The organism is Anaerolineaceae bacterium oral taxon 439 (assembly GCA_001717545.1).
GTDB lineage: Bacteria > Chloroflexota > Anaerolineae > Anaerolineales > Anaerolineaceae > Flexilinea.
On record CP017039.1, the window covers coordinates 560,273 to 572,601 of the forward strand.

Below are 12,329 nucleotides of genomic sequence, written 5' to 3' on the forward strand. Positions count from 1 at the left end.
CGATGGCGACGCCGGAGTATCTGATGGACCGCCTGACTTCGGCGCTTTCAGCGGCGAAGGAAATGGGGTCGGTTTGGGTCTGGGCGACCGGATTGGGGCCGCTCCGGAACGCGTTCCCCGATCTTTTCGGACGCGAGCTGATCCTTGTATTTTCCGACGGCGCGGCGAAGGAAGGCTGCTTCTGTTTTGAGAAAAATGGCGCGCTTTACGCGCTGATCCATGGTTCGAAGAGCGCGGAGGCCGAACGGCGGATCCTTTCCGGTTCGATCGTTCAGCTTTGGTCCGACGACGGCTGGTTCAGCGCTGAAGCGCGGATGCTTCCCGGCGAGGAAGCGGAAGCGGTCCTGGCCGGAATCCACGAGCGGGAGCTTTACGGGGCGATCGGCGCACGCGCGATGGCCGGGCGGGCGATTTCCCGCGTGATTCAGCTGCGGCGGATCGCCGCCTGCACGGGAAAAAAAGGGCCGGGCCAGTATGCCTGGATCTGGGCGCTTTTTTCTTTCTATCTTTTAATCCGATCGCTTTTCCGACCGAAAAAATAACGGGAGGAGCTTTACGAAGATGAATTCATACGCTGATATCACCCCGCCGCGCCGGCCGCGGAAATCGCGGCGATCCTGCGGCGAAATAATCCTGCTGGCGATCGCCGCGCTGGCGTTCTCGTTCCTCGGCGCGGGCGTATTCGCGCTGATTCAGGGCGGGCTCGACGAATCGCCGGCGAACAGCGGCGAGATCGAGTCGCTTCGGAACGAAATCCGCGCGCTCCAGACGCAGGCGGCGTCAGCGCCGCTGCGCGCGCTGACGAAGGAGACGATCCGCGAAGTCAGCGTCGACAGCGAGGTCACGCGCGTCGTAGAGTCGGTCGGGCCGGCCGTCGTCACGATTACCGCCGAGAAGCCGATCGACGCCGGAAGCTACGGCTACTGGGGCTTCTTTATGCGCCCGCAGGGGTCGAGTACCAGCATGGGGTCGGGCGTCATTATTCATCCGGATGGTTACGTGCTGACGAATAATCATGTCGTCGACGGGGCTTCGTCGTTTACGATCGAGCTCGCGACCGGCGAGACGATCCCCGCCGAGCTGATCAGCAGCGACCAATTCAGCGATCTGGCGGTTCTGAAGATGAATGGGGTGGTTCCAGCGGTCGCGGAGCTCGGCGATTCCGATTCGCTGAAATCCGGCGAAACCGTTATCGCGATCGGGTCGCCGCTGGGAAGCTTTAAAAATACGGTCACGACCGGCGTCGTTTCCGCGACCGGCCGCTTCCTTCCGACCGATGACGGGTACTATATGGAGAACCTGATCCAGACCGACGCGGCGATTAATCAGGGGAACTCCGGCGGGCCGCTGATGAATCTTGACGGAAAGGTTATCGGGATTAACGTCATGATCGTTCGCGGGTCGTCGTCGAGCTCGGCCGGCGCCGAAGGGCTGGGGTTCGCGATCCCGTCGAATACGGCTAAGCTCATCGCCGATCAGATGATCGCGAACGGCGATTTCCAGCGGCCTTACCTCGGGATCCAATGGCAGGACCTGACGCCGCGGCTGGCGTACCGGTTCGACCTCCCGGTCAGCTATGGGACGTACGTTTATGAAGTGATCGCGGGCGGCCCGGCGGATCAGGCGGGAATCCGCGCCGGGGATATCCTGACGAAGATCGGATCGCGCTCGATCGACGCCGACGGCTCTTTCTATAACGCGCTCTTCGCGTATGGTCCGGGCGAACGAGTCAGCGTTGAGCTGATCCGTGGTTCGGAGCGTATGACAGTCGACGTGACGCTGGGCGGCGGTGCGGCTTCTTCGACGGGGCTGTAAACGGCGATGATAACCGAAGGGAGACTTCGCGCCGCGCTCCGCGCTTCGGCGTGGGCCGCGCTTCTTGCCGTTGGCTGGACGCTGGGAACACGGTCCGAAGCGTCTTCGGCCGTTCTTTTCGGTTACTCGCCGCTGCGGCTCGCGCTGGCGGGCGGACTGATACTCGCCGCAGTGCTGATTTTTCTATTAATTCGGAAATCGGCCGTTTTGAGCGCATGGCTGACCGGATTTTTCGTGGTACGCGAACGCGTCTATCGGGCGTTGCTGTTGCTCTGGGTTGCGCTTGGCGTTTTGTTGTGGTGCTTCCTGTTCAGCTGGCTTTTCGTTCCGGCGAATTTGCGTCCGGCGCTGCTCTGGCTGATCTGGACGTTGGGGCTTGCGATTGCGCTCCTTCGGGTTGGGTACCGCGGCGTTTTTCGCGCGGAGCCTTTCCGCTCCCATTTCCGAATCTTCCCGCGCTGGGAGGCGATCGCCCCGGTTCAGAAAAAAACAATGGGGATCCTGCTGATCCTTTCGCTCCTGTACCTGGCGATCCTGATTCCGTCGAACCTGAACGGGACGGCGGACCTGGAAGCTTTTTCGCGGTATGGCGGCGACGAATTCGTGATTTATCCGATCCTGATGGACGTTATGAAGCCCGGGGAGACGTTCGGCGCGACGCTTTATCACCTGTTTATTTACGAGGACTATCATTACGGCTATCCCTTTTACGCCGTTTCGACGCTGCTGCTGACGCCGGTCAGGCTGATGACCGGGGCGGCGTTCCCCGATCGGGTTGACCTGAATCTGCCGATCCTCCGGATGGGGGTGTCGGTCGTCCCGCTCGTTCTCGCCGCCTGGGCGATCGTATACCTGTTTACCCGTTTCCGGCGTCCGCTCGTTTCGGCGCTGACGCTCGTTTTTCTCCTGTTCGCGCCCGGCTCGCTTCAAAATAATCAGGGCTTCTGGCATCCCGACGGACTGAACCTGTTGTTTGTCTGCCTTTCGCTCGTTTTTATCCGGCGCGACGACGAGCGTTTGGGGCGGAATTTCTACGCGGCGGCTGTCTGCGTCGGGCTGTCGATTGCGACGCGGCTTTACGGCTTTTTCTTCGCGCCGGCGATTGCGGTTTACCTGACCGGCGCCGTGCTGCGGAAAAAGGCGACCTGGCTGCGCGCGGTTCGGGCGGGAACGATCTTCATTCTGGTCATGACGCTGACGGTCGCGCTGTCGTCGCCGTATCTTTTCCGCGCGGACGCCCGCGGACGCATGATCGAGATTCTCAGCGAAAAATCCGGCGAAATGGCGCATGGCTACGAAGGAGATTTCGATCCGCGGAACGATTACCGCCCCGGCTGGGCGGCCTGGCGCCCTGCCTTCGAGGATCATTACGTCAGGATGTTCTGCTTCGCGTTCCTCTGGGGCTCGCTCCTGACCGGCGCGTTTCTGGGAAGCGAGCGGCTGACTTACCGGACGGTCGCGCTGTGGTCGCTGACGATTACCGCTTATCTCGTCTTTTTCGTGGCGGTTAAATCGACCCAGTACGTCCTGCCGGCGCTGCTGCCGCTGATGGGGGCGATATTCGCGCTGCCGCTGACGATCGAGGACGCGGGGATCTTCTCGAAACGAACCCGAACGGTCGCCTGGCTCGCGAGCGGAGCCGTTTTCGCCGCGCAGCTTGTTTTGAACCTGATCCGGATCCGCCCGCGCTTTTTCTGATCTTCTGAATTTGAATCCGGATAAGCTGTGGATAGCCGGAACGTATCCACAGCTTATGCACAGCGTTGTCCGCAACGCTGTGAGCGGATCGGGCGTGGAAAACGTGTAGATAAATGGCGGGATGCGGCTTACGGTGGATAACCCGTGGATAAGTTGGCGGCTTTACCAGGCGTGACGCCCGGTCGTCAGCAGGCTGTCAATATCTTCGAACGCGTTTTCGAGGCGTTCCTGATGATACGTTTCATAGTTGTTAAAAATCCGCTGCGTGACGCCCCGTTCGTCCCATTCGCGCAGCACATCGCCGGTGAGCCTGTCTTTCGCCGCCGCGTACCGTTCGATCAGGAAAAGGAAAAACTTCATCTCGTTGGTCATTCGTCTACCCGTATATGTTCAGAGTTTCGCGGGTCGCCGGTTATTTTCTCGACTTCCCATATTTCGAAGATGAACCTTTCCGCGAATTCCCACATGGCCAGATCTGCGTTCTCCAGCATCGCGTGCGTTTTCGATTGCAGAAATTCGCGCGCCGCGTCCATCTCGGTCATCGCGTATTTGTCGACGATCCGCTGGACGACGCTTTTGTTATAGTAGTCTAACGAAGTTTTTTGAAGCTTATTCACAGAGGATCGCCTCCTTCCATTCAAGCAATTGAATCGCGGTATTTGTCTTAAACGTGATCTGATCTTTTAATTTTTGTGGCAGGAGCCTACGAATCGCCTCATCCTCGTCATACATTCCGTCTAAAAACAGGTCGATGACCGATGCCGTCAGGTCGTTTGCGACAGGACCGATAATCAGATCCCATGAATCGAGGATCGGCAAGCCTTTTCGGTTTGCGACGATGAATCGTAGCCAGCCCTGATCTGGAATTTTGAATCGAAGCGTACGCAGATCGAGAATCTGATCATCGCGTAATTCGTAGACTGATACGACTGAATTTGGCTCTCCCAACCGCCAGGACGTTCTCTTCGCCCAACGGACCGCCTGATTCAGGTCGCTCGTTGTATAAAAACCAGCGCCGAAATCGAGTTGTCGCTGCTTTTTGAGAAGCTTGGGCCTCCGAACCTCTACGTTGCTGCCATGATACAGAATCAAGCCAACCCTCTTTCAGACGCATCCTCCTGTCGGGAACTTAAAATGCTGTCGACCATCCCCGGGATTGAATTCAGGTACAGCGTCTCCTGAATTGCGTTCCAATCCTGTTCGGACAGCAGAACTGCGTTCTTTCCCTTGCTGTTTGTTATCGTGATGGGCGAAGAATATTCGTTGACATCCATGATCAATCGATACAGGTTCTTTTGTGCGGCGGATAGGTTTACGCTATGCATCTTTCACTTCCCTTTTCTGATTAATTATATCCTGCGTTGCCTTGCCGGTTTGTACGGATATGGAGGCGGAGGCTTTCGATTTCCCGCCTGTTCCTAATGTGCGGTTTAGTTAAAATAGACGCTGACCACCTGTGTTTTAATAAAATGATCTGCGACGAAAGACATAATTTTATTAAATAAGGTGATATTCCGCCCCCGCAGCGGCCCGTATCCGGTCATGTACTTTTTCGAGACCACGCGCATTTTATTGGCCCAGGGCGCAATTTCGCGCGCTGCGTCGCTGACCGAGAAAAACGTACCGACGTCTTTAATTCCAGATTTCTTGATAAACGTCTTTAGCATCATCTTGCAGCCGGTCTCGTTGCAGATATCGAACGTCAGCTTTCCGTTGGGGAACTGCTGGCTCATGTGGATCAGCAGGCTTTTGACGTCCGCCGTTTTCAGGTAGTAAAAAACGCCGGGCGCGATGAAAACGGTCCCATTGCGATTTGGAATCGCGTCCATCCATTCGTGATTCGTCAGATCGCAGGGAATATTCGTCTCCCGTTCTCCCGCCGGGAGCATGGCGGTCCGCGCCGCGATGACGTCGGGAAGATCGACGTTGTAAAATGCGCAGCTGCCATTGTCGCATTGCTTCGGCGTTTCATCGAGGCCGCAGCCCAGATTGACGACGGAAGCCCGCGGATAATCCTTCAGGTAATCGTTGATTTCGATGATCATGTCGGCGCAGCGTTTCGCGGCTTCCAGATACCCGAACCGGTAAAAAGCCGATTCCGCCGCTTTGTCATGCTTTGAAAAGTCGTAATCCAATCGCTGGATCAGGCGTTCCGCCGCCGGATCGGCGCAGATATCGGGGTACATCTCTGCGCTTTTCATTCTTCCGTAAAGCGGGATGATCAGCGTTTCCTGTACCGAATTCTCTTCGATATGAATTTTCTCTTCCATAGTAGGAGGCTCCTGAATCTTATTTTTTCTTACGGCGCCCGCCGCTTTTCTAAATTTTTAAAGTAGTTAGCTTATTGTAACTCTGATTCGCTGGATCAATCCGGTTTCAGCGGGACAATCAAAAAAGGCCGCCCCATTTATTTTGGGGCAGCCCTCTCTTTATCAATATCAGTTCTATAATCCGGCGGCTTTCCGAAGCGTCTCCGCCATGTCGGTCTTTTCCCAGGTGAAATCTGCGTCCTCGCGTCCGAAATGGCCCCAGTAGGCGGTTTTTCGGAAGATCGGCCGGCGCAGCCCTAACCGCTCGATAATCGCGCCCGGGCGCAGGTCAAAATTTTCGCCGACGATCGCGGCAATTTTTTCATCGGCGATTTTTCCGGTCCCGAACGTTTCAACGTTGATCGAGAGCGGCTTCGCGACGCCAATCGCGTAGGAAAGCTGGATTTCGCAGCGGTCCGCGATCCCGGCGGCGACGATATTTTTCGCGACCCAGCGCGCGGCGTAAGCGGCCGAACGGTCGACCTTGGTCGCGTCTTTTCCGCTGAACGCGCCGCCGCCATGCCGGCCCATCCCGCCGTACGTATCGACAATAATCTTTCGCCCGGTCAGCCCGGAGTCGCCGAGCGGTCCGCCGATGACGAATTCGCCGGTCGGGTTCACGAAGACCTTGAGCTCGCTGTCGACGAGCGCTGGCGGCAGCACCGGATCGATGACATGTTTCCGGATCGCGGCTTCGATTTCGTCATGCTTCCCGCGCATGGAAGCGGCGTGCTGAGTGGAGATTACGACGGCTTCGATCCGTTTCGGCTTCCCGAAGCTGTACTCGACCGTGACCTGGCTTTTCCCGTCGGGATAGACCCAGGGGAGCGTCCCGTTTTTCCGAACCTCTTCGAGCTTCTCGACGAGCCGATGCGCCAGGTAGATCGGCGTCGGCATTAACGTTTCCGTTTCGTTGCAGGCGAACCCGAACATCATTCCCTGATCGCCGGCTCCGGTACTGAAATCGGCGTCCGTTCCCTTTTTCGCTTCAAGCGACTTATCGACGCCGAGGGCGATATCCGCGGATTGGGTCGAGATCGCGGACAACACGGCGCAGGTATTTCCGTCGAAGCATTTTTCGCTCGAATCGTAGCCGATTTCCTTAATGACGTCGCGGACGAGGATATCGAAATTAACGAACGCGGCGGTCGTAATTTCGCCGAAAACCATCGCGAAACCGGTCTTTACCGCCGTTTCGCAGGCGACGCGCGAATTCGGATCCTGCTCCAGGCAGGCGTCGAGGATCGCGTCGCTGATCTGGTCGCAGACTTTATCCGAATGTCCCGCGGTGACGGATTCGGACGTGAAGTAGAACCTGGGTGAGTTCATGAACGTTGACATGTGGTTTCCTCCAAAAAATGAACCCCTCGGCAATTGAGGGGTTTGAAAGTTTATCGTTCCCTCTTATCTTCCAGATACCTGTCGGAATTGGCACCTTAATCAAGGCGATCAGGTTGCCGAGGTTTCATCGGGCCGGTCCCTCTACCTCTCTGGATAAGAGCGCCTTTCGGCGGTTCTTTATATTTAGCGGTATTTAATCATGCGCCTCCGGATCCGTCAATAGAAGCCGCGAAAAATGATGATTCGACGATGAATTCAGGATGAATGTCATATGTTTAGAGGTTTGTGCATGCATACGGTAGAGTTAATTATGACTAATACCGCTTGACACACTATAATTATAAAAGGTCTCACGAACAGGAAAGGATACAGGCTATGCAAGTTCCGATCGATCCGGCAAAGTACGAAGCTTTGAAGTTATTTCTTTCGACGGTTGAACCGTCTGAAAAATCGTTAATTGCCTCGCTGCATAAGACGCAGACGCTTTTCGGTTATATTCCGCGCGAGGCGCAGCTCATGATCGCGAAGGCGCTTCATCTTCCGGCCGCGAAGGTTTACGGCGTCGTGACCTTCTACTCATATTTTACGGAAATCCCGCGTGGAAAATATCAGATCAGCGTCTGTCTCGGGACGGCGTGTTACGTGAAAGGGGCTCAGGCCGTCCTTAAGGCGTTCGAGGACGAGCTGAAAATACATGCCGGAGAGACGACGGACGACCTGATGTTCTCGATTTGCCAATCGCGCTGTCTGGGCGACTGCTCCAATGCGCCGGTCGTCATGATCAACGACGAAATCTATCCGCAGGTCCACGCGGACGAAGTTCCGGCGATTTTACTGAATATTCGGGAGGCGGAGAAGAACCATGCTTAACTACGACGCTTTACGAAGCCTGAAAGCGGAAGCTTATCCGAAACTTTGCGCCCGGCTCGATACGGTTCCGACCGTTTTCCGGGATGGGGACGGGAATTATAAGCTCCGGGGCGACTATTTTGAGAAACAGACGCGGATCGTATTGAAAAACTGCGAGGTTATCGATCCTGAGAACATTGAAGAATATATTGCGCTCGGCGGATATCAGGCGCTGGCCGGTCTTCTCGAACGGAAAGCGACGGGACGGGAGATCGTCGACGAAATGACCCGGTCCGGGCTGCGCGGGCGCGGCGGGGCGGGCTTTCCGACCGGGCGGAAATGGGCGGAAGCGCTGAAGCATGACGCCGATCATAAATATGTTATCTGCAACGCGGACGAAGGCGATCCGGGCGCGTATATGGATCGGTCGGTCCTTGAAAACGATCCGCATTCCGTCCTGGAGGGCATGGCGATCGCCGGGCTGGGGATTGGCGCGGATCACGGTTACGTTTACGTCCGCGCGGAATATCCGAACGCGGTAAAGCGGCTGAATATCGCGATCGCCGCGGCGAAGGAGCTGGGCCTGTTGGGAGAAAATATCCTCGGATCCGGCTTCTCGTTCAATATCGAGCTGCGGTTGGGCGCGGGAGCGTTCGTCTGCGGCGAGGGAACGGCCCTGATGGAGTCGATCGAGGGACGGCGCGGGATGCCGCGGAATAAGATTTACCGGACGGCGGAACGCGGGCTTTTCGATAAGCCGACGATTATCAACAACGTTGAAACGCTTGCCAACGTGCATCATATCTATCTCCATGGCGCGGACTGGTTCGCCGGGATTGGAACCTCGAAGTCGACCGGGACGAAGGTCTTTTCGGTCGTCGGGAAGGTCAAGAACGCCGGGCTGGTAGAAGTCCCGATGGGAACGTCGCTGACCGAGATCATTTACGATATTTCCGGCGGGATCAGGAACGATCGCAGGATTAAAGCGGTTCAGACCGGCGGGCCCTCCGGCGGCTGTATCCCCGCGGAGCTGGTCCCGACGACGAACGTCGATTTCGAGTCGCTGGCGGCGATTGGCTCGATTATGGGATCGGGCGGGCTCGTCGTCATGGACGAAACCGACTGCATGGTCGATATTTCGCGCTTTTTCATGGACTTCACCGTCGAGGAATCCTGCGGGAAATGCACCCCCTGCCGAATCGGGAACAAGCGCGTTTTGGAGATGCTGGAAAAGTTTATCGCCGGGAAAGGCGAGATGCGCGATCTGGCAAGGCTTCAGGAGCTTTGCGAGATGATTCGCGATACGTCGCTCTGCGGACTGGGGCAGGCGGCGCCGAATCCGGTGTTGTCCACGCTGAAATATTTCCGGGACGAATACGTTTCGCATGTCCGGGATAAACGCTGTCCGGCGGGCGTCTGCAAGAAGCTGATGACGTATGTCATCCTTGACGGCTGCGTCGGCTGTGGAAAGTGCAAGATTAATTGTCCGGTCTCCTGTATTACGGGCGAACGGAAACAGAAGCATTTTATCGATCCGACCGTCTGTATCCGTTGCGGTTTGTGCGCCGCAAAGTGCCCGGTGCATGCGATCGAACTGGCGTAAGGAAGAAGCGGGAGAAAGGCATTTGACGTTATGATCACTTTTAAAATTAACGATCAGGAAGTTACCGTTCCGGAAGGAACGACGATTTTAAACGCCGCGAATTCGGTGGGCATCAAGATCCCGACGCTCTGTTTCCTCAAGGAGCAGCAGGGGATCGAATTCCAGAGCGCTTCCTGCCGCGTCTGCATGGTCGAGGAACCGGGACGGCAGAAGATGTTGGCGGCCTGCTCGACGAAGGCCTGGAACGGGCTCCAGGTCCGGACCGATACGCCGCGCGTGATTAAAACGCGGCGGGCGATGATCGAGCTGCTCCTCTCGAATCATCCGAAAGACTGCCTGATCTGCCATAAAAACGGCGACTGCGAGCTGCAGAACCTGGCGGCGGAATGCGGCGTGCGCGAGGTTCCGTTCCAGGGCGAGATGAACAAGTGCAGAATTGATCATTCTTCGCTCTCAATTGTCCGCGACATGAATAAATGCATCCTTTGCAAGCGCTGTCAGGAGGTTTGCACCAACGTGCAGTCGGTCGGCTGTCTGACCGACGTCGGCCGCGGCTTCCATACCGTCGTCGGAACGGCGTTCGATATGCCGATGATCGATACGACGTGTACCTTCTGCGGCCAGTGTCTGGCGGTCTGCCCAACCGGAGCGCTGGCGGAGGTCGATAACACGTCGAAGGTCTGGGACGCGCTCGTTTCCGGGAAAACAGTCGTCGTTCAGACCGCGCCGGCGGTCCGGGTCGCGCTGGGCGAAATGTTCGGGATGGAGCCCGGCGAAGTCGTGACCGGGAAAATGGTCGGGGCGCTGCGGATGCTGGGGTTCGACTATGTTTACGATACGAACTTTGCCGCCGACGTGACGATTATGGAAGAGGCCGCCGAGCTGGTTCATCGCCTGAAGCATGGCGGCGTGCTGCCGATCCTGACGTCCTGCTGCCCGTCCTGGATCAAATTCATCGAGCATAATTTCGGCGACATGCTGGAAATTCCGTCGAGCTGCAAGTCGCCGCACGAGATGTTCGGGGCGTTGGCGAAGACATATCTGGCGGATCGGCTGAAAATCGATCGCGAGGACATGGTTGTCGTCTCGGTCATGCCCTGCGTCGCGAAGAAGTACGAATCGGCGCGGCCGGAGCTGTCGGTTGACGGCGCGTCCGACGTCGATATCGTGATTTCAACGCGCGAACTGGGGCACATGCTCAGGGAGATCGGCGTCCGGTTCGATGCGGTCCCGGACAGCGAGTTTGACGATTTCATGGGCGAGTCGTCCGGCGCGGGAACGATTTTCGGCGTCACCGGCGGCGTTCTGGAAGCGACGCTGCGGACGGCGTACGAATGGATCACTGGCGAAACGCTCGATCAGGTCGTTTTTGAGGATCTTCGCGGGTATCGGAACGTCAAGTCGGCGACGATCGATATTCAGGGGAAACCGTTCCGCGTTGCTTCGGCGAGCGGGCTGAAAAACGCGCGGATGCTGCTGAACCAGATTCGGTCCGGCGAGGAAAAATTCGATGCGATCGAGATTATGGCGTGTCCGGGCGGCTGTATCGCGGGCGGCGGTCAGCCATCGGTTCATCAGGATTACACGATTCTCGAAAAGCGCATGGCGGCGATTTACAGGATCGACGAACGCAAGGTCATCCGCCAGTCCCATAAGAACCCGAGCGTGATCCGGCTGTACGACGAATTTATCGGCGAGCCCTACGGCGAAAAAGCGCATGCGCTGCTGCATACGGAATTCAAGATGCGGACGAAGATGTAGACCGGTTGAGGGGAGGGGAATGAAGCTGACGTTTCTCCCCTCCCATGCGTTGTCTGGATCCCGCGCAGGCGGATTCGGAAAATTCTTTCGCGGTACGCTCAGAGTTTTTCCTGAAATTATTAAATGATCGTCTGAATCGCTGATCCTATAGCGGGATCAGCGGTTTTCTATTAAACTTCTACTAATTACAGCGGAGGGCAGGGAGAGAATGACCAGGATTATAATGCCGGACGATTTTGACCAGAAAGTTTTTTATGCTGTTGAATCATTTTGGAAAACACGCAGCAGGCAAAAAAATCGTCAGGGACCAGGCGGGCTTGCCGGGCAGGGAAATCGAAGCGCTGTTACAGGTGGAAAGCAATTGGATAGCTTTGTTAAATTGTTTTGCGATCTCCTGATTCTGAATAGGGTGCCGGAGAAAAGTATTTTTACTGACTTTTCTTTAGAATTGCCCGGCTTTTATCGTCCGAATAAAAAATGGGATTTGTTGGTTGTAGATCGCGGAAGGCTTATTATCGCGATTGAGTTTAAAAGCCAGATCGGGCCATCATTTGGCAATAACTTTAATAATCGGACGGAAGAGGCGATCGGAAGCGCTCTGGACCTTTGGACCGCTTATCGGGAAGGCGTTTTTGGATCATATAAAGCGCCATGGCTCGGTTATTTTCTTTTGCTGGAGGATTGTAAGAAATCGAATGACCCTATTAAGGCGAATTCTCCGCATTTTCCAGTGCTGGATGAATTTATTGGTGCGTCCTATAAAAAAAGGTATGAAGTTTTCTGTGGTAAATTGCTTTTAGAGCGTCAATATAACGCAGCATGTTTCATGGTAAGTAAAGGATTGCCGGATGGTATCGATTACGAATATCCTCGGCCGGATCTTTCCTGCCGGGACTTCGCTGTTTCAATGATTTGTGCGGCGGGTTCTTATTTTGCTTGAAGGCGGTATGCAC

General features: G+C 56.1%; 13 protein-coding genes and 1 other annotated feature. Of the genes, 7 read left to right on the forward strand and 6 right to left on the reverse strand.

Features of this window, described 5'->3' with window-relative positions; all coding sequences use genetic code 11:
• Positions 1 to 2 precede the first annotated feature (2 nt).
• Genes BEQ56_02625 through BEQ56_02635 form a run of 3 tightly spaced genes read left to right on the forward strand, consistent with a single transcriptional unit; the run spans position 3 to position 3,513 of the window.
• A complete protein-coding gene (locus BEQ56_02625; protein AOH42465.1) occupies positions 3 to 542 on the forward strand; it encodes a hypothetical protein in 540 nt (179 codons plus the stop codon).
• A gap of 19 nt (positions 543 to 561) precedes the next feature.
• A complete protein-coding gene (locus BEQ56_02630; GenBank protein ID AOH42466.1) occupies positions 562 to 1,815 on the forward strand; it encodes a hypothetical protein in 1,254 nt (417 codons plus the stop codon).
• A gap of 6 nt (positions 1,816 to 1,821) precedes the next feature.
• The gene (locus tag BEQ56_02635) at positions 1,822 to 3,513 is read left to right on the forward strand and encodes a hypothetical protein (GenBank protein ID AOH42467.1); all 1,692 of its coding nucleotides are present in this window, start codon (positions 1,822 to 1,824) and stop codon (positions 3,511 to 3,513) included.
• A 162-nt stretch (positions 3,514 to 3,675) separates the two neighbouring features.
• On the opposite strand, the gene BEQ56_02640 is transcribed toward BEQ56_02635, so the two are convergent.
• From BEQ56_02640 to BEQ56_02665, 6 genes are all read right to left on the reverse strand, one after another.
• The gene (locus BEQ56_02640) at positions 3,676 to 3,885 is read right to left on the reverse strand and encodes a hypothetical protein (protein ID AOH42468.1); all 210 of its coding nucleotides are present in this window, start codon (positions 3,883 to 3,885) and stop codon (positions 3,676 to 3,678) included.
• Entirely contained in the window at positions 3,882 to 4,130 is a 249-nt protein-coding gene (locus tag BEQ56_02645; protein AOH42469.1) for a hypothetical protein, read from the reverse strand. Before BEQ56_02645 ends, BEQ56_02640 begins: the two co-directional genes overlap by 4 nt.
• Positions 4,123 to 4,605, reverse strand: coding sequence for a hypothetical protein (locus BEQ56_02650; GenBank protein ID AOH42470.1), 483 nt, complete (start codon positions 4,603 to 4,605; stop codon positions 4,123 to 4,125). The genes BEQ56_02645 and BEQ56_02650 overlap by 8 nt, the downstream gene beginning before the upstream one ends.
• Entirely contained in the window at positions 4,602 to 4,838 is a 237-nt protein-coding gene (locus tag BEQ56_02655; GenBank protein AOH42471.1) for a prevent-host-death protein, read from the reverse strand. Before BEQ56_02655 ends, BEQ56_02650 begins: the two co-directional genes overlap by 4 nt.
• 105 nt (positions 4,839 to 4,943) lie before the next feature.
• Positions 4,944 to 5,783 carry a hypothetical protein gene (locus BEQ56_02660; GenBank protein ID AOH42472.1) on the reverse strand — a complete coding sequence of 280 codons (840 nt, stop codon included), beginning with the start codon at positions 5,781 to 5,783 and terminating at the stop codon, positions 4,944 to 4,946.
• Between the two features lie 174 nt (positions 5,784 to 5,957).
• Positions 5,958 to 7,163, reverse strand: coding sequence for a methionine adenosyltransferase (locus tag BEQ56_02665; protein AOH42473.1), 1,206 nt, complete (start codon positions 7,161 to 7,163; stop codon positions 5,958 to 5,960).
• 60 nt (positions 7,164 to 7,223) lie between these two features.
• Positions 7,224 to 7,323 (reverse strand) — a binding site (SAM riboswitch class I).
• A gap of 215 nt (positions 7,324 to 7,538) precedes the next feature.
• Here BEQ56_02665 and BEQ56_02670 point away from each other — a divergent pair.
• The 4 genes from BEQ56_02670 to BEQ56_02685 all read left to right on the forward strand — a co-directional run bounded on the left by BEQ56_02670 (position 7,539) and on the right by BEQ56_02685 (position 12,316).
• Complete coding sequence (locus BEQ56_02670) at positions 7,539 to 8,033, forward strand: NADH dehydrogenase (protein AOH42474.1); 495 nt, start codon at positions 7,539 to 7,541, stop codon at positions 8,031 to 8,033.
• Positions 8,026 to 9,615, forward strand: a complete 1,590-nt coding sequence (locus tag BEQ56_02675; GenBank protein AOH42475.1) for an NADH dehydrogenase — start codon at positions 8,026 to 8,028, stop codon at positions 9,613 to 9,615. Before BEQ56_02670 ends, BEQ56_02675 begins: the two co-directional genes overlap by 8 nt.
• Before the next feature lie 30 nt (positions 9,616 to 9,645).
• Positions 9,646 to 11,376, forward strand: coding sequence for an NADH:ubiquinone oxidoreductase (locus BEQ56_02680; GenBank protein AOH42476.1), 1,731 nt, complete (start codon positions 9,646 to 9,648; stop codon positions 11,374 to 11,376).
• Between the two features lie 208 nt (positions 11,377 to 11,584).
• The gene (locus BEQ56_02685) at positions 11,585 to 12,316 is read left to right on the forward strand and encodes a restriction endonuclease (GenBank protein AOH42477.1); all 732 of its coding nucleotides are present in this window, start codon (positions 11,585 to 11,587) and stop codon (positions 12,314 to 12,316) included.
• Positions 12,317 to 12,329 lie beyond the last annotated feature (13 nt).

What these genes read in the sequence shown, in the direction of transcription:
- BEQ56_02665 (AOH42473.1), bottom strand. Translation starts at nt 7,163, where the DNA reads ATGTCAACGTTCATGAACTCACCCAGGTTCTACTTCACGTCCGAATCC.
- BEQ56_02630 (AOH42466.1), top strand. Translation starts at nt 562, where the DNA reads ATGAATTCATACGCTGATATCACCCCGCCGCGCCGGCCGCGGAAATCG.
- BEQ56_02635 (AOH42467.1), top strand. Translation starts at nt 1,822, where the DNA reads ATGATAACCGAAGGGAGACTTCGCGCCGCGCTCCGCGCTTCGGCGTGG.
- BEQ56_02625 (AOH42465.1), top strand. Translation starts at nt 3, where the DNA reads ATGGCGACGCCGGAGTATCTGATGGACCGCCTGACTTCGGCGCTTTCA.
- BEQ56_02660 (AOH42472.1), bottom strand. Translation starts at nt 5,783, where the DNA reads ATGGAAGAGAAAATTCATATCGAAGAGAATTCGGTACAGGAAACGCTG.
- BEQ56_02675 (AOH42475.1), top strand. Translation starts at nt 8,026, where the DNA reads ATGCTTAACTACGACGCTTTACGAAGCCTGAAAGCGGAAGCTTATCCG.
- BEQ56_02670 (AOH42474.1), top strand. Translation starts at nt 7,539, where the DNA reads ATGCAAGTTCCGATCGATCCGGCAAAGTACGAAGCTTTGAAGTTATTT.
- BEQ56_02655 (AOH42471.1), bottom strand. Translation starts at nt 4,838, where the DNA reads ATGCATAGCGTAAACCTATCCGCCGCACAAAAGAACCTGTATCGATTG.
- BEQ56_02680 (AOH42476.1), top strand. Translation starts at nt 9,646, where the DNA reads ATGATCACTTTTAAAATTAACGATCAGGAAGTTACCGTTCCGGAAGGA.
- BEQ56_02685 (AOH42477.1), top strand. Translation starts at nt 11,585, where the DNA reads ATGACCAGGATTATAATGCCGGACGATTTTGACCAGAAAGTTTTTTAT.
- BEQ56_02640 (AOH42468.1), bottom strand. Translation starts at nt 3,885, where the DNA reads ATGACCAACGAGATGAAGTTTTTCCTTTTCCTGATCGAACGGTACGCG.